Annotated in this window: 16 protein-coding genes and 2 pseudogenes; 11 read left to right on the forward strand and 7 right to left on the reverse strand. The window is 59.6% G+C overall.

The genetic code is table 11. The annotated features are described in order from the left end of the window. The first annotated feature begins 143 nt into the window (after positions 1 to 143). The 6 genes and pseudogenes from J2046_RS32750 (at position 144) to J2046_RS32775 (ending at position 7368) form a co-directional block, all read left to right on the forward strand. Positions 144 to 1148, forward strand: coding sequence for an NADPH:quinone oxidoreductase family protein (locus J2046_RS32750; protein ID WP_210058923.1), 1005 nt, complete (start codon positions 144 to 146; stop codon positions 1146 to 1148). Continuing rightward, on the forward strand, positions 1145 to 2674 hold the full coding sequence (paaH, locus tag J2046_RS32755; protein ID WP_227705963.1) for a 3-hydroxyacyl-CoA dehydrogenase PaaH: 1530 nt from the start codon (positions 1145 to 1147) through the stop codon (positions 2672 to 2674). Before J2046_RS32750 ends, paaH begins: the two co-directional genes overlap by 4 nt. 92 nt (positions 2675 to 2766) lie before the next feature. Next, the gene (locus J2046_RS32760; protein ID WP_210058924.1) at positions 2767 to 3513 is read left to right on the forward strand and encodes an electron transfer flavoprotein subunit beta/FixA family protein; all 747 of its coding nucleotides are present in this window, start codon (positions 2767 to 2769) and stop codon (positions 3511 to 3513) included. Positions 3514 to 3537: 24 nt separating this feature from the next. Then, a complete protein-coding gene (locus J2046_RS32765; protein ID WP_210058925.1) occupies positions 3538 to 4467 on the forward strand; it encodes an electron transfer flavoprotein subunit alpha/FixB family protein in 930 nt (309 codons plus the stop codon). A gap of 22 nt (positions 4468 to 4489) precedes the next feature. Beyond that, on the forward strand, positions 4490 to 5695 hold the full coding sequence (pcaF, locus tag J2046_RS32770) for a 3-oxoadipyl-CoA thiolase (protein WP_210058927.1): 1206 nt from the start codon (positions 4490 to 4492) through the stop codon (positions 5693 to 5695). A gap of 1 nt (position 5696) precedes the next feature. Continuing rightward, positions 5697 to 7368 (forward strand): annotated as a pseudogene (locus J2046_RS32775) (electron transfer flavoprotein-ubiquinone oxidoreductase). A gap of 197 nt (positions 7369 to 7565) precedes the next feature. Here the strand turns inward: J2046_RS32775 and J2046_RS32780 are convergent. Next, positions 7566 to 8027 carry an Lrp/AsnC family transcriptional regulator gene (locus J2046_RS32780; protein ID WP_210058929.1) on the reverse strand — a complete coding sequence of 154 codons (462 nt, stop codon included), beginning with the start codon at positions 8025 to 8027 and terminating at the stop codon, positions 7566 to 7568. A 172-nt stretch (positions 8028 to 8199) separates the two neighbouring features. On the opposite strand from J2046_RS32780, the gene J2046_RS32785 reads away from it, so the two are divergent. The 3 genes and pseudogenes from J2046_RS32785 (at position 8200) to J2046_RS34295 (ending at position 11201) form a co-directional block, all read left to right on the forward strand. Further along, positions 8200 to 9294, forward strand: a complete 1095-nt coding sequence (locus J2046_RS32785) for a branched-chain amino acid aminotransferase (RefSeq protein WP_227705905.1) — start codon at positions 8200 to 8202, stop codon at positions 9292 to 9294. A 26-nt stretch (positions 9295 to 9320) separates the two neighbouring features. Further along, on the forward strand, positions 9321 to 10268 hold the full coding sequence (locus J2046_RS32790; RefSeq protein ID WP_227705906.1) for an NAD(P)-dependent oxidoreductase: 948 nt from the start codon (positions 9321 to 9323) through the stop codon (positions 10266 to 10268). Then, a pseudogene (locus J2046_RS34295) lies at positions 10265 to 11201 on the forward strand (AEC family transporter). Before J2046_RS32790 ends, J2046_RS34295 begins: the two are co-directional and overlap by 4 nt. Positions 11202 to 11249: 48 nt before the next feature. Here J2046_RS34295 and J2046_RS32800 read toward each other — a convergent pair. The 6 genes from J2046_RS32800 to J2046_RS32825 all read right to left on the reverse strand — a co-directional run bounded on the left by J2046_RS32800 (position 11250) and on the right by J2046_RS32825 (position 18134). Then, positions 11250 to 11921 carry a MarR family winged helix-turn-helix transcriptional regulator gene (locus J2046_RS32800; RefSeq protein WP_227705907.1) on the reverse strand — a complete coding sequence of 224 codons (672 nt, stop codon included), beginning with the start codon at positions 11919 to 11921 and terminating at the stop codon, positions 11250 to 11252. 38 nt (positions 11922 to 11959) lie between these two features. Further along, a complete protein-coding gene (locus J2046_RS32805; protein ID WP_210058933.1) occupies positions 11960 to 12784 on the reverse strand; it encodes an alpha/beta fold hydrolase in 825 nt (274 codons plus the stop codon). 42 nt (positions 12785 to 12826) lie between these two features. Then, the gene (locus tag J2046_RS32810; RefSeq protein WP_174004748.1) at positions 12827 to 13597 is read right to left on the reverse strand and encodes an enoyl-CoA hydratase-related protein; all 771 of its coding nucleotides are present in this window, start codon (positions 13595 to 13597) and stop codon (positions 12827 to 12829) included. Positions 13598 to 13608: 11 nt separating this feature from the next. Next, a complete protein-coding gene (locus J2046_RS32815; protein WP_210058934.1) occupies positions 13609 to 14376 on the reverse strand; it encodes a glucose 1-dehydrogenase in 768 nt (255 codons plus the stop codon). A gap of 14 nt (positions 14377 to 14390) precedes the next feature. Further along, complete coding sequence (locus J2046_RS32820) at positions 14391 to 16043, reverse strand: AMP-binding protein (RefSeq protein WP_210058935.1); 1653 nt, start codon at positions 16041 to 16043, stop codon at positions 14391 to 14393. Positions 16044 to 16136: 93 nt separating this feature from the next. After that, on the reverse strand, positions 16137 to 18134 hold the full coding sequence (locus J2046_RS32825) for an NADPH-dependent 2,4-dienoyl-CoA reductase (protein ID WP_174004742.1): 1998 nt from the start codon (positions 18132 to 18134) through the stop codon (positions 16137 to 16139). Between the two features lie 319 nt (positions 18135 to 18453). Here J2046_RS32825 and J2046_RS32830 point away from each other — a divergent pair, with 319 nt between their 5' ends. Together J2046_RS32830 and J2046_RS32835 are read left to right on the forward strand one after the other, a co-directional pair. Continuing rightward, positions 18454 to 19653, forward strand: a complete 1200-nt coding sequence (locus tag J2046_RS32830; RefSeq protein WP_210058936.1) for an ABC transporter substrate-binding protein — start codon at positions 18454 to 18456, stop codon at positions 19651 to 19653. 80 nt (positions 19654 to 19733) lie between these two features. Next, positions 19734 to 20900, forward strand: a complete 1167-nt coding sequence (locus J2046_RS32835; protein ID WP_265105944.1) for an acyl-CoA dehydrogenase family protein — start codon at positions 19734 to 19736, stop codon at positions 20898 to 20900. The last annotated feature ends 185 nt before the right edge of the window (positions 20901 to 21085 follow it).

The raw sequence follows: 21085 nt of genomic DNA on the forward strand, positions 1-21085 counted from the left end.
TGAAGATCGAAGCCGAGATCTCAACCCTCGCCTTCCAGTCAAAGGACGCGCAGGAAGGCATCACCGCCTTCATCGAAAAACGGACGCCAAACTTCACTGACGCATAAGCGCGTAACGAAATGAAAAGAAGTCGAGGAGGATCGATGCTAAGCTACCGGATTCACGAAACTGGTAACACCGGTTCGGCAAAAATCGAGGACGTCGCCGGCCTTCTTCCAGAGGACGATGAGATCATTGTCGATGTCGCGGCGGCGGCGGTTGGCTTCGTCGATACACTCGTCGTCTCTGGCCGATATCAGAACATTCCACCTACACCTTTCACCCCTGGTATGGAATTCTCAGGCTGGATATCTGCTGTGGGATCGAAAATTGCCGGGTACAACCCGGGCGATCGGGTGACCGCCTATGTGTTGAACGGTGCCTTCGCTCAGCAGGCCAAAGCTAGGGTTGGTGAATTTTATCCGGTCCCTGCCGATGTTCCTCTCGATCAGGCTGCGCTTTTGTGCGGAGCCTATCTGACAGGCTATTTCGCGCTGGTGGAACGCGGGCAGTTCAAGGCTGGCGACACTGTATTGGTCGGCGGAGCAAGTGGAGCGGTCGGGCTGGCAACTGTACAGATAGCCAAGGCGTTGGGAGCCGGGCTGGTGATCGGCACATACCGATCGCCAGAAGACGGAGAGGCGCTCCACGCCGCTGGCACGGATGCTGAGATCGACGTGTCTGGTAGCGACGTCCGCGAAGCTCTTCGGTCCACGGTGCTGGAACTGACCGATGGAAAAGGTGTCGATCTGGTGATCGATCCCATTGGCGGCGAATTCCTGAACGCGGCTCTTCGGTCGATCGCATGGTCCGGCCGTCTCGTCGTGGTGGGGTTCGCAGCCGGCGATATACCCACCATCAAGGTCAACTATCTCCTTCTGAAGAATATAGCGGTCGTAGGATTGGACGTCAGCCAATATCGCAAGCGTGCGGCTGAACGGCTTGCGTTGGCCCAAGGCGAAATTTTCGAGCTGTGGCGTAAAGGTTTGGTAAGGCCGAGAGTCGCCAGACAATTCGCCTTCGAACATATCGGGGAGGCTCTAGACCTCGTTGCCAAGGGTCAGACGCATGGCCGGGCCGTGATCATTCTAGGGGACGGAAAGCTTTGAACGCTCTATCAAAATCCAGTGTTGTCGCTGTCATCGGCGCCGGTGCGATGGGGGCCGGAATTGCCCAGGTCGCCGCACAGGCGGGGCATACCGTTATCCTGTTCGATGCGAAGGAAGGTGCGGCGGACAAGGGTCGGAGCGGTGTGCTGGCAGGGCTCGACAAGCTCGTAGAGAAAGGGAAGTTCGAACAATCGCTGCGCAACGAGGTTGCCGAAAGGATCATCGTAGCGGCATCGCTTGGCGATTTGCGCGATGCGCGCCTTGTCGTGGAAGCAATCGTCGAAAAGCTGGATGTGAAGCGGTCGGTCTTTGCTTCTCTGGAAGAGGTGGTTGCGGACGATTCCATCCTCGCAACGAATACATCGTCGCTGTCCGTTACCGCCATCGCAGCCGGACTAAACCATCCGGAGCGCGTTGCAGGGCTGCATTTTTTCAATCCGGCCCCGGTCATGAAGCTGGTGGAGATCGTCTCCGGTCTGGCGTCGAGCAAGCAGGTGCTCGATACGCTTTTTGAGACTGCGCGGGCCTGGAAGAAGGAACCAGTGCGGGCCACATCCACGCCCGGCTTCATCGTCAACCGCGTCGCTCGCCCCTACTATGCTGAGGGATTGAGGCTTCTCGAAGAGAGGGCGTCCGATGTTGCCAGCATCGATACCATTCTGCGCGAGGCAGGAGGGTTTCGGATGGGTCCGTTCGAGTTGATGGATCTCATCGGCCATGATGTTAACTTCGCCGTCACTAGGTCCGTGTTCGACGCCTATTTCGGTGACCCTCGGTTCCGGCCGTCTTTGGCGCAACAAGAACTGGTCGCCGCAAACTGGCTCGGCCGCAAGACAGGTCGCGGCTTTTACGACTACAATCCGGATGCGCCAAAGCCGCAGGTGCTTTCAATTAAGGGCGGCGCGGCGGTCAAGAGCCTCATCGTTGAAGGCGAAGTCGGTCATTTTGAACCTTTGATCCGGACTGCAGTGTCAAACGGGATACACATCGATCGTCGAGGGGGAGAGGGCTATATCCGGATTGAGGGTTCTACAATCGCTTTCAGTGACGGACGGACGGCAACCGAACGGGTGGCCCAGGGTGGCCCCTCAGACCTCGTCCTTTACGATCTGACGCTCGATTTCGAAAAAGCGTCTCGAATTGCCATCGCAAAGGCGGATCAGGCGCATTCCGATTGCCTGCATTCCGCCGCTGGCTTGTTCGGCTCCCTGGGCAAGACGGTTACAGTTGTCGATGATACGCCCGGCCTTGTCGTGCTGCGCACGGTTGCCATGCTCGCCAATGAGGCATCCGAAGCGGTCTTTAACGGCGTGGCGACCCCGTTCGACGTCGACCGCGCCATGACGCTTGGTGTCAATTATCCGCGTGGACCGCTCGCATGGGCCGATTCTATCGGTGCAGAGCATGTACTTGCAACACTCGAAGCGATTCATGCATCGTACGGCGACGACCGCTACCGACCGTCGCGGTATCTACGTCGCGTCGTCGGTGCCGGCAGGCGTCTTCTGCCCGGTCCTGATCTTTAGCCGCCGACAATGGAGGCTCCGGGACCAGAGTCCGTCCCCGGTTGCTGTTACAAAAGATGCTCCTAAGAGCGAGAGGAAGAAGGAATACTCGATTGAAAATCCTTGTACCGGTTAAGCGGGTCGTTGACTATAATGTAAAGATCCGCGTCAAGGCGGATGGCACAGGCGTCGAGCTCGCCAACGTGAAGATGTCGATGAACCCCTTCGACGAGATTTCGGTTGAAGAGGCTCTGCGTCTCAGGGAAGCAGGCAAGGCCGAAGAGGTCGTCGTCGTTTCCATCGGACCGGCTAAAGCGGAAGAAACCCTTCGCACGGCGCTGGCCATGGGGGCCGACCGCGCCATCCTGATCGAAACCGACGAGACGGTCGAACCGCTGGCCGTTGCCAAGCTTCTGAAGGGTGTTGTCGAAGCAGAGGCCCCCGGCCTCGTCATCCTCGGTAAACAAGCAATCGATGACGACAGCAACCAGACCGGCCAGATGCTCGCAGCTCTTCTCGGCTGGGGTCAGGGCACATTTGCCTCGAAGGTCGAACCTTCTGACGGCAAGGTTGCCGTGACCCGCGAAGTGGACGGCGGCCTGCAAACTGTTTTGCTGAAGCTTCCCGCCATCGTCACCACCGATCTTCGCCTCAACGAACCACGCTACGCTTCGCTGCCCAACATCATGAAGGCGAAGAAGAAGCCGCTCGACAAAAAGAGCGCGGCCGATTTCGGCGTCGACATTGCCCCGCGCCTCAAGGTGCTGAAGACCGAAGAACCGGCTGGCCGCAAGGCTGGCATCAAGGTTGGTTCGGTTGCCGAGCTTGTGTCGAAGCTCAGGGCTGACGGTGTCATCTGAGGTTTAGGGTAGGGAGATTACATTATGGCCATTCTTCTTCTGGCAGAACACGACAACGCAACCCTTTCCGACCAGACGGCAAAGACGCTGACGGCAGCAACCAGAATCGGTGGCGACATCACCATTCTGGTCGCCGGTTCCGGCGCGAAGGCCGCAGCCGATGAGGCCGCCAAGCTTTCCGGCGTTTCCAAGGTGCTTCTGGCTGACGACGCTTTACTGGCCAACCAGCTTGCCGAGCCGCTGGCAGCCTTGATTGTCTCGTTGGCTTCGGGATACGACGTCATGATCGCGCCCGCGACAGCATCGGCCAAGAACGTCATGCCACGCGTCGCCGCGCTGCTCGACGTCGCGCAGATCTCGGAAATCACCGATGTGGTCTCTGGCGACACCTTCAAGCGCCCGATCTATGCTGGCAACGCCATCCAGACGGTTCAGGCGACCGACGCCAAGAAAGTCATCACCGTGCGTACGGCCTCCTTCGCCGCCGCCACCACCGGTGGTTCCGCTTCGGTTGAAAACATTGCAGCTGCTGCGAACCCAGGCGTTTCTTCCTTCGTATCGGATGCGCTTGCCTCCTCCGACCGTCCGGAACTGACGTCGGCGACGATCATCATCTCCGGCGGGCGGGCGCTCGGATCTTTCGGAAAGTTCAGGGAACTCATTCTTCCCGTGGCCGACAAGCTCGGTGCCGCCGTTGGCGCATCGCGCGCCGCCGTCGATGCCGGTTATGCCCCGAACGACTGGCAGGTCGGTCAGACCGGCAAGGTGGTTGCACCGCAGCTTTACATCGCATGCGGCATCTCCGGTGCTATCCAGCATCTGGCCGGCATGAAGGATTCCAAGGTCATCGTCGCCATCAACAAGGACGATGAAGCGCCAATCTTTCAGGTTGCCGATTACGGCCTCGTGGGCGATCTCTTTGACATCCTGCCTGCTTTTGAAAAGGCACTTTGAGCGCTTTCCGGAGGAGCATTCCATGACCGAAGTTTTTATCTGCGATTACATCCGCACGCCCATCGGCCGTTTCGGCGGCGCGCTTTCGTCCGTCCGGGCCGACGATCTCGGAGCGATCCCCCTCAAGGCGCTTGTCGAGCGCAACAAGGCCGTCGACTGGGAAGCCGTCGACGACGTGATCTTCGGCTGCGCCAACCAGGCAGGCGAAGACAACCGTAACGTCGCCCGCATGTCGCTGCTTCTGGCCGGTCTGCCGGTTTCGGTCAGCGGCACCACGATCAACCGCCTGTGCGGCTCCGGCATGGACGCGGTCATCACCGCCGCCCGGGCCATCAAGGCCGGTGAGGCCGACCTGATGATCGCCGGCGGCGTCGAAAGCATGAGCCGCGCCCCGTTCGTCATGCCGAAGGCAGACAGCGCCTTCTCCCGCAAGGCGGAAATCTACGACACCACCATCGGCTGGCGCTTCGTCAACCCGGCAATGAAGGCGCTTTACGGCGTCGATTCCATGCCCGAGACCGGCGACAACGTCGCCATCGACTACCAAGTCTCCCGCAGCGATCAGGATGCCTTTGCCGTGTGCAGTCAGGAAAAGGCTTCCGCCGCCCAGGCCAACGGCCGTCTCGACAAGGAAATCGTTTCCGTCAGCATTCCCCAGAAGAAGGGCGATCCGCTGACGGTGGCGAAGGACGAGCATCCCCGCGCGACCAACGTCGAGGCGCTGGCCAAGCTGAAGCCCCTCAACCGCCTTGACGGCGCAACGGTAACCGCCGGCAACGCGTCGGGCGTCAATGACGGCGCGGCCGCCCTCATCATCGCCTCGGCTGCGGCGGTGAAGAAATACGGCCTCACCCCGATCGCGTGCATCGTCGGTGGTGCGACGGCTGGCGTTCTGCCGCGCATTATGGGCATCGGCCCCGCCACGGCCTCGCAGAAGCTGCTGGCCCGCATCGGCTGGGCCGCAACCGATCTCGATGTCGTCGAACTCAACGAAGCCTTTGCCTCCCAAGGCCTTGCGACGCTCCGCCTGCTCGGGATCGCCGATGACGATCCGCGCGCGAACCCGAACGGCGGGGCGATCGCACTTGGGCACCCGCTCGGCATGTCCGGCGCCCGCATTGCCGGCACGGCAGCCCTCGAACTGTCGCTGACCGGCAAGAAGAAGGCGCTTGCCACGATGTGCATCGGCGTCGGCCAGGGCATCGCCATTGCGCTGGAACGTGTCTGAAATGGATGTGGAAAGCATCCAGGATCTGCCTGAACGAGAGGCAATGGAGTTCGACGTTGTGATCGTGGGGGCTGGTCCTGCCGGGTTGTCGGCTGCGATCCGTTTTAAGCAGATCAATCCTGAGCTTTCCGTTGTGGTGCTGGAAAAGGGTGCGGAGGTTGGTGCGCATATCCTGTCCGGTGCGGTTGTCGATCCGGTCGGCATCGACAGGCTTTTGCCCGGCTGGCGTGAGGAAGAGGAGCACCGGTTCAAAACCGAAGTGAAGGATGATCAGTTCCTGTTTTTAGGCCCTGCCGGTTCGATCCGGCTTCCGAATATGCTGATGCCGCCTTTGATGAACAATCATGGCAACTACATCGTTTCGTTGGGGCTGGTCTGTCGGTGGCTGGCGGAAAAGGCCGAAGCTCTCGGTGTCGAGATCTATCCCGGCTTTGCCGCCAGCGAAGTGCTTTATAACGATGAAGGCGCCGTCATCGGTGTTGCCACTGGCGACATGGGCGTTGAACGAAACGGTGAACACGGCCCGAACTACACCCGTGGCATGGAATTGCTCGGCAAATACACGCTGATCGGTGAGGGTGTGCGTGGTTCTCTTGCCAAGCAGCTTATTGCAAGGTTCGATCTTCAGAAGGATCGCGAACCGCAGAAGTTCGGTATCGGCATCAAGGAACTATGGCAGGTCACACCTGAGAAGCACAGGCAGGGTCTCGTGCAACACTCGTTTGGCTGGCCTCTGGGGTTCAGGACCGGTGGCGGTTCGTTCCTGTATCACCTTGAAGACAATCTGGTTGCCGTCGGTTTCGTGGTGCACCTGAACTACAAGAACCCCTATCTTTATCCGTTCGAGGAATTCCAACGGTTCAATACGCATCCGGCGATCCGCGATACTTTCGAGGGTGGCAAGCGTCTTTCCTATGGTGCGCGCGCCATTACCGAAGGCGGTTACCAGTCGGTGCCGAAACTGACGTTCCCCGGCGGTGCGCTGATCGGCTGTTCGGCCGGTCTGGTCAATGTGCCACGCATCAAGGGCAGTCATAATGCAGTGCTGTCGGGCATGCTGGCGGCTGATAGGATTGCCGATGCGATTGCAGCCGAGCGTGCACAGGGACGAGGTTGTCGGAATCGAGAACGAATGGCGCGATAGCGAGATCGGCAAGGATCTGAAGCGGGTGCGTAACGTCAAACCGCTTTGGTCAAGGTTTGGCACGCTACTAGGGATTGGCCTTGGCGGTCTGGACATGTGGACGAACACGCTGTTCGGCCTTTCCGTCTTCGGCACGCTGAAGCACGGCAAGACGGATGCGCAGAGTCTGGAACCCGCCGCAAAACACAAGCCGATCGCCTATCCCAAGCCTGACGGCGTGTTGACCTTCGACCGGTTGTCATCAGTGTTCATGTCGTCCACCAACCATGAGGAAGACCAGCCGGTGCATCTTCAGGTGAGGGATATGGAATTGCAGAAGCGGTCCGAGCATGATGTTTATGGCGGTCCATCGACACGCTATTGCCCGGCAGGCGTCTATGAATGGGTGGAGAAAGACGGTGAGGAGGTCTATGTGATCAACGCGCAGAACTGCGTGCACTGCAAGACCTGTGACATCAAGGACCCCAACCAGAACATCAACTGGGTGCCGTCACAAGGTGGCGAGGGGCCGGTTTACGCTAGTATGTAGGACGTGTCCCCCAAAAATGGGCTGCAGACTGGGTTTTCTTTCCCTGAAAGATCCGCCCCGCGATGATCATGGGAACCATGACTTCAAAATACTCTCGTCGGCTGTCATCAAGTCGAAATCGCCATGTGGGGCCGCCGACGCTGGACAGGAAACCTATAACGTTCGGCTACCGCTTCATGGGTGAAAGCGAAGGGGTCTCAAACCGGCAATTCCGACGTCAGCTTGATCTTCTGCATGGGGATTTCGGTCTTGACGCTCCGGACCCCCTTGATCCGGGTCAGATGGTTGACCTGGAACCTGCGGTAGTCGTCTAGGTCGGCCGCCACCACGCGGAGAAGAAAATCGCAGTCCCCCGCCATCAGATGGCATTCGACGACGTTTGACAGGCGCCGCACCTGATCCGTGAAATGATCGACAGTCTCGACGTCCTGCCCAGTCAACCAGATCCTGGCAAAGACCGTCAGTCCCAGCCCCACCTTGGATGCATCGACCAGAGCGACGTAGCGTTCGATGATGCCGGCCTCTTCCGGCATCTTGACCCGCCGTGAACAGGGCGAGGGCGACAAGCCGACCTTTTCCGCGAGTTGGACGTTCTGGATAGCGCCGTCCTTCTGAAGCACACGCAGGATGCGTCGGTCGATATCGTCAAATTTGTTCATCGTGATGTGTTCCCTGAACTTTTAGCAGTGAGTGTCGCGATCTGCGACAATTCAGCTCCAGACTGCCAATAAATCAGAAATCCTGGTCATATACGCAAGCAAAATCCACGTAGCTCGGGATAGGTCTTGGTTCAGCGGTGACGATGTCATGTTGCCAAAGGAAATGACGACGATGAACAAGACGAAGCCGACTTTTGATGTGAAGAAAAACCCTAATCCCGTGACCGGTGAACAACGGGAATTGCTGCTTGCCAATCCGGGTTGGGGACGTGTGTTCACCGACCACATGGTCACCATGCGCTACAGCGAGGATCGTGGGTGGCAGGACTGGAGAATCGAACCGCGCAAGGCGCTCGATCTCGATCCAGCCACGAGCGTCCTTCACTACGCGCTCGAGATTTTCGAGGGGATGAAAGCTTATCGGCTGCCCGACGGCGGCGCCACGCTATTTCGTCCACACGCCAACGCCCGCCGATTTCGCAATTCCGCCGAACGGCTTGCCATGGCGGATCTGCCCGAGGACCTTTTTGTCGAGTCGGTGCGGGCGCTGGTGTGTATTGACCGCGAGTGGATCCCGTCGGCCCAAGGGGCCGCGCTCTATTTGCGCCCGTTCATGATCGGCACCGAGGTGGCGCTCGGCACCAAGCCGTCCTGCGATTATATATTCTGTGTCATTGCCTCTCCGGTCGCTTCGTATTTCAAGGGTGACGGACCTGCAGTCACGCTCTGGGTCTCGGAAAATTTCACACGCGCAGCACCCGGTGGGACCGGCGCCGCCAAATGCGGCGGCAATTATGCGGCAAGCCTCGCCGCCCAGGCTGAGGGATTACGCGAGGGATGCGAGCAGGTCGTTTTCCTTGATGCTGTCGAGCGCAGATGGGTTGAGGAACTCGGCGGCATGAACGTCTTCTTCGTCTTCGAAGATGGCTCGCTTCAGACACCGCCGCTTGGCGGCACGATCCTGCCGGGGATTACCCGCGAATCGCTTATCACGTTGGGCCGGCACATGGGCCTGACGGTGCGGGAAGAACGCTATTCGATCGACCAGTGGCAGGAGGATGCCCGAAGCGGCCGACTGACGGAGGCTTTCGCCTGCGGCACGGCCGCCGTGGTGACGCCGATCGGCAAGGTCAAGGGCCGCACGCACGGGTTTACGGTCGGTGACGGCAAGGCTGGTCCGGTCACGCAGCGGCTCAAGGCAGCCTTGACTGACATTCAGTTCGGACGCGCCGATGACAAGCACGGCTGGCTCGACCGGCTGTTTTGATGCAAGGCCGCAACGGAGATTCTATGATGACAGGTACCACGGAAGAAATCGGCTTTATCGGCCTTGGCGTGATGGGCAGGCCGATGGCCCTCAATCTGGTGAAAGCAGGAACACGGCTGATCGTCTGGAACCGCTCACCTGAGCCCCGCGAAGCCTTGCGAGAAGCCGGCGCAACCGCTGTGGCCAGTGTCGATGACGTGTTCGCGCGCACCCGTGTCGTGATCTGCATGCTGGTAAACGAGACGGCGCTTGACGCGGTCCTCAAGCGTGGCACCCTGGGATTCGGCGATCTGGTAAATGGCCATGTCGTCGTGTCGATGGGCTCGAATTCGCCAGAATATTCACGAGCTCTTGCCGCCGACATTAACACAGCCGGCGGTCACTACGTCGAGGCACCCGTTTCGGGCTCTCGCAAGCCCGCAGAGACCGGACAACTCGTCTCACTTCTCGGGGGAGATCCGGACATCGTGGGGGAAGTTCGCCCGCTGCTTTCGCCGATGTGCCGGGAAACGGTCCTCTGCGGTCCGGTCGGCAATGCACTTTTGATGAAGCTGACCGTGAACCTCTATCTGAACGCTATGCTTGCGGCCATGGCCGAGGCCGTTCATTTCGCCGACCGTCACGGTCTGGATCTTCCCACTTTCAAAGCGGCGATCGATTCCGGTCCGATGAATTGCGACTTCACCCGTATGAAGCTGCCGAAGTTCATCGCGCGGGACTTCTCCGTCCAGGCCGCGACGGAAGACGCCTTCAACAGCACACGGCTGATCGCCGATGCAGCGCGCGCTGCCGGGATAGCCACCCCGCTTCTCAATCTGGCAAGCGATCTTTACGGCGAGAGCGTGGGCCTGGGAAACGCCAGGGAGGACATGATCTCTGTGCTTCAGTCCATCGAGGCACGCACCGCGGGGCTCTCCGGGTCGAATGCACGTCCCGCATCGCGTGGTAACGACATACGGGGTCGTCAACTGTGATTTCCGCATTCCTGCTCGTCATTCCCGTCTTCGCCCTGATCTTTGCCGGCTGGCTGGCAGGGCGGACCGGCGTGCTCGGTTCGGCAGCGGCTGGCGAGATCAACCGGTTCGTCGTCTGGCTGGCGCTCCCTGCGATGCTGTTCAACATCATCGCGAGTGCCAATTGGTCCGAGCTCTGGCAACCGGGGTTCATCGCCGTCTTCACACTGAGCGGCCTACTCGCCATGACCGTGGCGATGGCGGTTCGCTTTCGAGGACATCGCAATCTGGCCGACGCGGCAATCGAAGGCCTCAATGCCGGCTATTCCAACATCGGCTTCGTCGGATTCCCGATCGTACTTGCCGCGCTGGGGCAGGAGGCCCTCGTTCCGGCCACGATCGGCTCGATCATCACCATGTGCGTGATCTTCGCCGCCACGATCGTCATCGTCGAGGTGGCCCTTCAGAGCCGGCCCTTCGAGGCGCGCGCTGCCGGCCAAGGTGAGCTGCACTCTGATCCGCAATCCGATCCTCGTCGCTTCCTTGTCCGCGACGGCCTTTCCCATCCTGGGTATCGAATTGCCGGCACCGGCGGAAACGTTTCTGAAACTGCTCGGTGGCGCGGCCGCTCCTTGCGCGCTCGTGGCGCTCGGGTTGTTTCTCGCATCGAAGCGACAGACAACAAGGGAAGGCTATGGCACCGCGATTTTCCTGTCCGGCTGCAAGCTGATCCTGCATCCGCTCCTTGCCTGGCTGCTTGCCCGCTTCGTGTTTCACCTTCCGTCGTTTACGACCGAGGCGGCGGTGCTGCTGGCCGCGCTTCCCGCCGGCACAGGATCGTTCATGTTGGCGGAATTCTATCGGCGGGATGCGCAGGTTTCGTCCAGGACCATTATCCTCTCGACGCTCGCCTCGATTGGAACGCTATCATTGTGCCTGGCCTCACTCCGGTGAAAACTCTGTTGGGAAAGACCGAAACCGGTCGATAGCAATCTCGACCGTCTAGGATCGATTTCTTTTCGGAAGACCCGACTTGGGCAGTTCCACGCCGGCGAGATCCTTCTGCAGCGCGTTGAGATAGTGAACGAGCGCGACACGGTCGTCGAACGAGAAGTGAGCGGTGGCCTGATCGTAGAACTGGAAAATTCGCTGCAGCGTTTCCTGCCAATAGGTGCGGCCGGACGGCGTCAGCTGGACGAGACGGGCACGCTTGTCCCCATCGCCGGTCACCCGCTGTACCAGGCCGTCCCGCTCGAGACGCTTGATCACGCCATCGAGGTTCTGCCGGGTGACGACCAGGTAGTCGCCGAGTTGACCGAAAGGGATGCCCGACGCAAACTTGTCCTGCGAGAGCGCACCGAGCGCCGCCCACTGGACGGTGGTGATGCCGAGCTGCTGCATCGCCTGCCGCTGCAGTTCGTTGCCGAGCTGGAATAGCCGGAAAAAGATCCGGTTGTTGAGCTGGTCGTTTCCGGGATTGCGAGCCGAAGTGGAATTGACAACCTCTCCCGAGACGGCGTCTTCCGCGCCATTTGAGGAACGACGACGCCGGGCCGACGAGCTTGTACGAGACGTTTCTACCATCTGATTGTCCAATACCTCGTCGAAATCGAACCCACGCCTGGGGTCGGTTCTTTCCATGTCCTGGTCTGCCATCGTCTTCACTCTTACCATCAAACTATATTCCGCAGCCTGGAACGGAACGAAAATACTCAGCGACTCTTATATTTGTCTTCGGTTCGGTCTACAGAACATTTCTCCGCCTCGCGCAGAAAATCGACCACCGCCTTCAGTATGGCCGACTCGGCTTCGACGTGAGGATTGTGGCCGCTCTCGGCGAGCTCCAGGATCGATACACACTGCCCCGCACGTTCGCCGATCAGACGAGCGTGTTCCAAAGTTCCGAATGGATCGGTAGAGCCCTGGATCACAAGCAGCGGCAGCCGCAGTTTGTCAAGTTCGCCGACGATTGTCCAATCGCGGAACTCTGGCAGAAGCCAGGTTCGAGCCCATACGAGGAATGCTCCGTCCGGGTCCCGGTGGTATCTGGCGAGCTTCTCGCGCAAGGCAGGATCCGTCTCGTATCGTTGCGACAATGCCGCGACCCCGTCCAGGGTCAGCTTCTCTGCAAACACATGCGGCGCCTCGACGATCGACGAAAGGGCGCGGTCTGGAAATGCCGACGCGAAGAGCAGGGCGATCGTGGCGCCATCGCTATGGCCGTACGGATGGCACCGATCGACGCCGAGGGCGTCGAGCAGCATCGGCAGGAATTGGCGGGCTTCTTCATGCAGGTAGCCGATGTCTCTTGGTCCAGGCAGGGCAGAAGAGGCTCCACAGCCGCGGCGAGAATAGGCTAGCGCTGGATGACCGGTGGCCATCGCCACCTTTGTCGGAAAGGCCTTCCAGTCGGCCACGCACCCAAAACCATGATGCAGGAAAACGATCGGCGCCGTTGAGAGCCGATCGTCTTCTCGTGGTGCCGGCGGGAACCAAGCATATTCGATCAGGGCGCCGCCGACTTCGATCTTCTGCATGCCGGGTTCCCTTCTGGTTCGCCCAATCAGTGCTGGAGCGCCTCAGCGAAACTTTGGTGGGCGCTTTTCGAGGAAGGCCTTCACACCCTCCTTGGACTCCTCGGTCTGGTAAAACAGGCTCAGCGCCTGCATGCCGATACCGGAGATGCCGCGGATCGATTCCGAGTCGAGATTAAACGACTTCTTCGCGATCGCGATCGCCGTAGGACTGAGCGCCGCGATTTCTGCGCACCAGCGATCCACTTCCGCATCCAGCTCCTCCGGCGCCACCACCGCGTTGATCAGACCCATTTGCAGGGCCTGTTCAGCCGGATAGCGCCGGCACAGCATCCAGATTTCTCGGGCTTTCTTTTCACCGACCACGCGAGCCAGCAAGGCCGTTCCGAAGCCTGGATCGACTGATCCTACCTTCGGTCCAACCTGCCCGAACACGGCGGTCGATGAAGCGATCGCTAGGTCGCAACATGTCACGAGGACGTTACCTCCGCCGATGGCGAAACCATTCACGCGCGCGATAACTGGCTTCGGCGCATCCCGGATGACGGACTGAAGTTCCTCCACCGGCAGACCGATCGTGCCACGCCCGTCATAGGCGCCGTCATGCGCAGACTGGTCCCCCCCGGTGCAGAACGCTTTTGGACCGGCCCCCGTCAGTACGATCGCGGCGATCGCCTTGTCCCAGCTTGCCTTGTTGATCGCATGAATCAACTCCTCGCAAGTCTGGCCACGAAAAGCGTTATACTTTTCCGGTCGGTTGATGGTGATCCAGGCCGCGGCTTCCCGGACGTCATAAATGATATCTTGATAGTCCATATTTTCGCTCCTTACCCGTGCATCGTCAGGCCGCCGGACACGCTGATGACCTGGCCGGTGATGAAATCCGCGTCGCTGCTCGCGAAGAATGCGACCATGCCGGGAATATCGTCTGGCTGGCCAAGACGCTTGAGCGGGATAGCCTTCTGAAGCTTGTCGTAGATCGTCTGGCCGTATTCGCCTTCGCCGACGAACGAACGCAGCAGGGCCGTATCGGTAGGGCCGGGGCATACCACGTTGACCCGGACATTGTCGCGGGCGCATTCGCGGGCGACCGTCTTGGAAAAGGCAATGAGACCGCCTTTGCAGGCTGAATAAACGGACTCGCCGGAGGAACCTACGCGGCCGGCGTCCGACGCGATGTTGATTACCTTGCCGCCACCAGCTGCAATCAGATGCGGAAGCACCGCCTTGTGCAGATTGAGCGGACCACGCAGATTGATCGAAATGATCTTGTCCCATAGTTCGGGTTCGGTATCGAGGAAGGGTTTGGCGATGTCCCATCCGGCATTGTTGACGAGGACGTCGATCTTGCCGAAATGCGCGACGGCCTCGGCAACGGCCGAGACGACTTCCTCGAAGCTTGTGATGTCAAATGCCAGCGGCAGGACATCGCCACCGCGGCTGTTAAGTTCACCGGCAAACTCGCTAAGGGACGCATCGTTGACGTCCGCCGCAATGAGCTTGACACCCTCATCGACGAATCGATTGCAGATCGCCCGGCCGATACCGCCTGCGGCGCCGGTCACGAGCGCGACGCGCTCTTTCAAACCTCTCATTTATCTACTCCACTCTACGAGCGTGAGGCGCTCTGTTCGCTTTGTTGAATAAGTTGGCGCAGTCTGAATTTCTGCACTTTCCCGGTGGCCGTCCTTTCGATCGGCCCGAAGATCACGTGGTCCGGCACCTTGTATTTGGCGAGACGCGCGCGACAAAAATCGAGCAACTCCTTCTCCGTGATCTGGTTCGAGGAGCCCGGTTTCAGCTCCACAAAGGCGCAGGGACGTTCGCCCCAGCGGTCGCTATGCATGGCGACGACGGCAGCATAAGACACGGCCGGATGCTTGAAGAGGACATCCTCGATCTCAATCGATGAGATGTTCTCGCCGCCGGAGATGATGATGTCTTTCGTGCGGTCCTTGATTTCGACGTACCCGTCCTCATGAACCACGGCGAGGTCGCCTGTGTGATACCAGCCGCCCCTGAAAGCCTCTTCCGTTGCCTCCGGGTTCTTCAGGTAACCTTTCATTCCGATGCTGCCACGAAAGAGGATTTCGCCGATCGCGGAGCCATTGTGTGGAACGGGTTCCAGTGTGACCGGATCGGCAACCACCAGTGCGTCAGTCACAGCGGTCCGCACACCTTGACGGGCCATTTTCTTCGATCGATCGTCAGGCCCGAGATCGTCCCATTCACGGTGCCAGTCGCAAAGCGTCGTCACACTATGCAGCTCCGTCGAGCCGTAGACATGTCGGACGACAAAGCCGAGCGTCTCGGTTTCCTTCAACACAGCCGCAGGGGGAGCAGCACCCGCTGTCATGACGGCAACTGGTCGCTCCAACGTCCGGCCGGCAGCCTTTCCACTCTCGATCAGCATACCAAGCACGGTCGGCGCTCCGCATAGATGCGTTACGCCATGCGTCCGTATCGCCTCGAAAATCTCCTCGGGAATAACCTTGCGCAGGCATACATGGGTTCCGCCGACAGCAGCGATCGCCCAGGAGAAGCACCAGCCGTTGCAATGGAACATCGGCAGAGTCCAGAGATAGACAGAGTCGGCATCCATCTTGTGATGAAGAAGCTGTCCAAGCGAGATCAGATAGGCGCCACGATGATGATAGAGCACACCTTTCGGATTTCCCGTGGTGCCTGACGTGTAGTTGAGGGCAATTGCCTCGAATTCATCCTCGGGCCAATAGGTCGGTTCGTCCGCGTGCCCGCGCTCAAGGAATTCTTCGTAGGTGTAGTAGCCGATCCGCTTGCCGCCCTCCGCGAGCGAATCCTCGATGTCGACGACAACCGGTTTGCTTTTCATGAGGGCAAGCGCCTCTTCTGCGATATCGCTGAACTGCTTGTCGACCAGGAATACCTTGGCTTCACAGTGTTCGAGGATTAAGGCGATGGCCGCCGCGTCCAGACGGATGTTCAGCGTGTTGAGAAGGCCGCCCGACATAGGCACGCCGAAATGTGCCTCCAGCATCGCCGGCGTATTGGGGGAGAGGATCGCGACTGCGTCACCCTTGCGGATTCCCGTCCGCATCAGCGCGGACGCGAGCTGCTTGCAGCGTTTGGCGTATTGCCGCCACGTGTAATGTTCCTCCCCGTGGACGATCGCCACCCGATCCGGAAACACATCGGCGGCGCGCAACAGGAAGTTCAGCGGTGTCAAAGGGCGGTAGTTGGCGGGCCTTCGCTGCAGAAAAGGTTCATCCAGATTCAATGTCACGTTCTTCCTCCTAAAAAACAACACATATTGCTTGTCGGGGCTCGCCTTCAGAGCCCGCATCCAACGGTTGCAAGCCTTCCTTCAGTCAGTCACTCAGACCCGATTTCCCACAAGAGTTCCCTCGAACATCGCGCGTTTCGCATCGAGTTCGCCGGCGCGTTTCGCACCGCCAATGACATGCACCGACTGCCCACGAGCCTCCAGTTCGTCTGCCAGACCACGGACCGATTCCTGCCCCGCACACACGACTATGGTGTCGGCCGGGATGATCTTGACCTCGTCCTGAACCTGGATGTGCAATCCCTCGGCATCGATCTTCAGATATCTGGCCTCGCCGATCTGACGAACTCCAAGGTCTTTCAATTCCTTCCTGAGTATCCAGCCGGTGCTCTTGCCGAGTGTGCGCCCGAAGTGACCGGGAGAGCGTTTGACCATGGTAACCGTGCGCTGAGCCGGATGCGGATGGGGACTGCCCTTCACGCCCCAGCGATCCTCGAAATCGGCAACAGATTGGGGTTCGTGGCCGTCGCCAAGCGCAACGAAGAGCGCCACGTCATGGCCGATACCGCCAGCACCAATGACGACGACACGCTGTCCGGTCTTGACCGAACCGTCGAGAATGCTGGTATATCCGACAACCCGGGGATCGTCGGCACCCGGAATGTCCAGCAAACGGGGTGCGACGCCGGTCGAGACGATCACGTCGTCGAAATTCTCACGGCAAAGCGCTTCGCTGCTGATGCGCTGGCCAGTGTGGACATGGACACCGGCTTCATCGAGCTGCCTCTTGAAGCTCTCGATCGCCCGACCGTAGTCTTCCTTGCCCGGCACGCGCGCAGCCAGCGTGAACTGTCCACCGATTTCCGGTCCAGCCTCGTAGAGCGTAACGTCGTGGCCACGGTTGCCGGCCTCCAGCGCCGCAGAAATGCCAGCCACACCGCCCCCAACGACCGCGATCCTTTTGGATCGCTCTGCCGGCAGATCGGAAAATTCACCCTCGCGCGCAGCTCTTGGATTGACCAGGCAACTGATGACCTGATCGGTGAAATAGTGATCGAGACAGGCCTGGTTGCAGGCGATGCAGATATTGATCAGATCCGGCCGCCCGCTTTCCACCTTCTTGACAAAGGCAGGGTCCGCCAGGAACGGACGGGCCATCGAAATGAGGTCCGCAGAACCATCGTCCACGAGCCGTTCCGCATCCTCTGGAAGATTGATCCGATTGCTCGCGGTAACGGGAATACTGACGGCGGCCTTGATGCGGCGAGTTGCCTCGGCGAAGGCGGCGTGCGGGACTGTGCCCGCGATCGTCGGCACCGTCGATTCATGCCACCCGACACCCGTCGACAGACAGTCGGCGCCGGCTTTTTCGACCTGCTGCGCGAGCCAGACCGTTTCCTCGTCGTTCAGCCCACCTTCGATCAGTTCAAGTGCAGAGATGCGATAGGAAAGGATCGGTCCGTTGCCTATCGCAGCACGAACAGCCCGAATTACGGAGAGCGGAAATCGGGCGCGGTTTTCAAGTGAACCGCCCCACGAATCCTCCCGTTTGTTGGTGCGGACGGCCAGAAACTGGCTAATCAGATAGCCTTCCGAGCCCATCACCTCGACGCCGTCGTAACCAGCCCCGGAGGCAAGCTGGGCTGTATTGGCGTAGGCGGCGATCGTTTCCTCGATCTCAAAAGGTGACAACTCGCGGGGAGCGTCGCGATTGATGGGGGACTTGATCGCTGAAGGTGCGACAATCGCCGGATGATATCCATAGCGTCCAGCGTGCAGGATTTGCAGCAGAATGCGGCCGCCGGCAGCGTGGACCGCGTTTGTAATCTTTCGGTGATCCTCAACCTGATCGGAAAACTCGAAGGTCCCCGGCTCGTCCTTCATGCGCCCGGCGAATGAAGGCGCAAATCCGCCGGTGACGATCAACCCGACACCTCCTTTTGCGCGCTCGGCGTAGAACCGGCCAAGCTCCTCAAATCGCTCCGGATGGCATTCGAGACCTGTGTGCATCGATCCCATTACGACGCGATTGCCCAATGTCACGTTGCCCACGCGGATAGGCTTAAGCAGAGCGGAATATCCGTCCCTCATCGAAACTGCTCCTCCCAACACCAACGCCTCCCTCCTGCCGGGAGACCATCGTGCCATAAGACCTAGATCGGGGCGAAAACTATGTCAATATCGTTGCGCATATAACCGCAGATCTCACTGGCCACCGATACCGATGGACGTTTAGTTTGCTCTAAAATAGCCATATCAGTAGAGCATTCTCTGCTTTTCTACTTGTGCGGTGCACAATGGAAATTCTGTGCGGTCAAAAAAATAGATCAACATATTGACATTGATTAGGCCGTTTCGCTACCTTGTTCACGGCGGTCCCCGTGGCCGTTTTCTTTGGGAGGAGATGGAAATGAAATTGAAAGGTCTGTTGCTTGCCTGTGCGCTCGTGTCGCTTCACGACCCGGCCTGGGCTGAAACCGCTGTCAAGCTTGGGGTCTTGACAGATCTCAGCGGCCCATACGCGGATTTGTCTGGGAAGGGCTCGGTCATCGCAACGCAGATGGCTGCGGAGGAGTTTCAGAAGTCGCATCCTGATTTCAAAATTGAAGTGATCTCGGCGGACCATCAGAACAAGCCCGACGTCGGGTCAGCCGTCGTTCGCAAATGGTTCGACCAGGACGGCGTCGATGCCGTCGTCGACGTCGCGAGTTCTGCAGTTGCGCTGGCGGTCAGCAAATTGGCTGCGGACAGCGACAAGGTCTTTCTCGCATCCGGCCCGGCAAGCTCGGACATCACCAACAAGTCTTGCTCGGCCAACACCGTTCAGTGGACCTACGACACCTATGCCCTGAGCAAGGGCACGGGCGACGCTCTCGCACGCTCGGGCGGCGACAAGTGGTTCTTCGTGACAGCCGACTACGCTTTCGGTCACGCAATGGAGCGCGACACGTCACGCTTCGTCGAGGCCGCGGGCGGCAAGGTGTTGGGAAGCGTCCGGCACCCGATCAACACCCCGGACTTCTCATCCTACTTGCTGCAAGCACAGTCGTCCGGGGCCAACGTTGTGGGGTTGGCCAATGCCGGCGCGGATACGATCAATGCTGTGAAGCAAGCCGCCGAGTTCGGATTGACTGCCAGCGGGATCAAGCTTGCCGGTCTTCTGGTATTCATCACCGATGTTCACAGTCTCGGCATCCAAACGGCGCAGGGCCTCGTCGTCACCGAGGCCTTCTACTGGGATCTGAACGACGGCACCCGCGCGTTTTCAACAAGATTTGCGGAGCGGGCTGGCGGGAAGATGCCCGGCCAGGTCCATGCCGGCGCCTACTCAGCCACACTTCACTATCTGAAGGCGCTGGCAGCCGTAGGATCGAAGACCGACGGCAGGGCTGTGGTGGCGAAAATGGAAGAGCTGCCGACCGAGGATGAAGCTTTCGGCAAGGGCACTGTCCGAAAGGATGGGCGCAAGCTGCACGACATGTATCTGTTCGAGGTCAAGAAGCCCGAGGATTCGAAGACCCCCTGGGACCTCTACAATAAGCTCGCCACCATTCCGGCCGATCAGGCCTTCCGGCCTGTTTCCGAGAGTGAGTGCGCGCTCCTTCGCTAAGAGCCCGCGTCTGAAACACTGCCTGCGCGGGATGCGCGGGCAGTAAGCCCGCATCCGAAATTGAGATGGATCTCTACGTTATGAAGTTGTTTGCGCATTTTGAGCAGTCGCGTTCATGGTCCGACGAAGAAGCCATGATTATCGAGCAGGTGTCCCGGCTAGCGGCGGAGGTGATCGCACCGAATGCTGACAGGTTCGACGAGCGCAAGGAATTTCCGTGGGAAAATTTCGGCCTCTTCAAGGATATTGGGCTGAACGGTATTTTTGTACCCGAAGAATATGGTGGTTCACCGGTCAGCTACCGCTGCTTCCTTGAAATTGTCCGCCTCATCTCCGAGGCTTGCGCATCGACCGGCATCATCTTCGGAACCACCGGCGCGGTGGTCAAACCCATTCTCCAGTTCGGGACAGAAGAGCAGAAGCAGCGCTTGTTGCCGGTCATTGCCGGAGGCGGGCTCGGCGCCATGGCGATTACCGAGCCGCATGCGGGCTCCGACGGTTCGAACATCCGCACCAGATTCCAGCCGGATGGCGACGAGATCGTCATTAATGGGGGTAAAATCTTCATCACGACCGGCGACGTCGCCGATGTGCTCCTTCTGTTCGGGAAGTGGAGCGAACTGGAGGATTCCTCCAAGGGGGTCTCTGCCGTCATCGTGGAAAAAGGCACGCCCGGCTTCGACATCGTGCGCCTCGAATCTAAAATGGGCACGAACGCCTCGTCCACGGCCGAGCTAGCCTTCAACGATTGCCGCATCCCGCGCGCCAACCTTCTTGGCAATCCCGGTGACGGCATGAAGATCATGCTAAACGTCCTCAACAAGTCCCGTCCGAGCGTCGGCGCTCAGGCGTTAGGCATCGCCTCTGCTGCATTCAATGATGCGGTCGCCTACGCGAACGAGCGCCAGCAGGGCGGTAGAAAGATCATCGGACACCAGGCGATCGCCTTCATGCTTGCCGATCTCGCCATCGAGCTCCTCGCAACGCGGGTTCTGCTGGATCATGTCGGCCGCCTTGTCGACGAAGGCGTCGAAGACATCAGCGTCGAAGCCTCGACCATAAAGGTGAAGGCGTCGGACCTGGCCATGCGGATGACGACGGACGCCGTTCAGGTCTTCGGGGGGCACGGCTACGTTCGAGGCAACCGCGTCGAACGGCTGATGCGCGAAGCCAAAGTTACCCAGATCTGGGAAGGTACCAACCAGATTCAGAGACAAGTCATCAGTCGTGATCTGGTCGCGCGCTAGGTGGAATTTCAAATGGAAGGAGGGCTTTCGATGGCCCTAACACAGATACATTCAACGTGCTCCTGGAGACGGTCAGCCGCTTTGTCACCGAGCTCGTTCAGGCGATGCTGGCCGACAGTGAGGCCGACACCTATGCGGCGCGTTGTATGATCCTTGACGCGGCCGCCCGTCGCGACCTTGGGGAA

Origin of the sequence: Neorhizobium petrolearium, assembly GCF_017873175.1 — a bacterium.
GTDB classification, from domain to species: Bacteria; Pseudomonadota; Alphaproteobacteria; order Rhizobiales; family Rhizobiaceae; genus Neorhizobium; species Neorhizobium petrolearium.

What these genes read in the sequence shown, in the direction of transcription:
- J2046_RS32750 (WP_210058923.1), top strand. Translation starts at nt 144, where the DNA reads ATGCTAAGCTACCGGATTCACGAAACTGGTAACACCGGTTCGGCAAAA.
- J2046_RS32765 (WP_210058925.1), top strand. Translation starts at nt 3,538, where the DNA reads ATGGCCATTCTTCTTCTGGCAGAACACGACAACGCAACCCTTTCCGAC.
- pcaF (WP_210058927.1), top strand. Translation starts at nt 4,490, where the DNA reads ATGACCGAAGTTTTTATCTGCGATTACATCCGCACGCCCATCGGCCGT.
- J2046_RS32780 (WP_210058929.1), bottom strand. Translation starts at nt 8,027, where the DNA reads ATGAACAAATTTGACGATATCGACCGACGCATCCTGCGTGTGCTTCAG.
- J2046_RS32785 (WP_227705905.1), top strand. Translation starts at nt 8,200, where the DNA reads ATGAACAAGACGAAGCCGACTTTTGATGTGAAGAAAAACCCTAATCCC.
- J2046_RS32790 (WP_227705906.1), top strand. Translation starts at nt 9,321, where the DNA reads ATGACAGGTACCACGGAAGAAATCGGCTTTATCGGCCTTGGCGTGATG.
- J2046_RS32800 (WP_227705907.1), bottom strand. Translation starts at nt 11,921, where the DNA reads ATGGTAAGAGTGAAGACGATGGCAGACCAGGACATGGAAAGAACCGAC.
- J2046_RS32805 (WP_210058933.1), bottom strand. Translation starts at nt 12,784, where the DNA reads ATGCAGAAGATCGAAGTCGGCGGCGCCCTGATCGAATATGCTTGGTTC.
- J2046_RS32810 (WP_174004748.1), bottom strand. Translation starts at nt 13,597, where the DNA reads ATGGACTATCAAGATATCATTTATGACGTCCGGGAAGCCGCGGCCTGG.
- J2046_RS32815 (WP_210058934.1), bottom strand. Translation starts at nt 14,376, where the DNA reads ATGAGAGGTTTGAAAGAGCGCGTCGCGCTCGTGACCGGCGCCGCAGGC.
- J2046_RS32825 (WP_174004742.1), bottom strand. Translation starts at nt 18,134, where the DNA reads ATGAGGGACGGATATTCCGCTCTGCTTAAGCCTATCCGCGTGGGCAAC.
- J2046_RS32830 (WP_210058936.1), top strand. Translation starts at nt 18,454, where the DNA reads ATGAAATTGAAAGGTCTGTTGCTTGCCTGTGCGCTCGTGTCGCTTCAC.
- J2046_RS32835 (WP_265105944.1), top strand. Translation starts at nt 19,734, where the DNA reads ATGAAGTTGTTTGCGCATTTTGAGCAGTCGCGTTCATGGTCCGACGAA.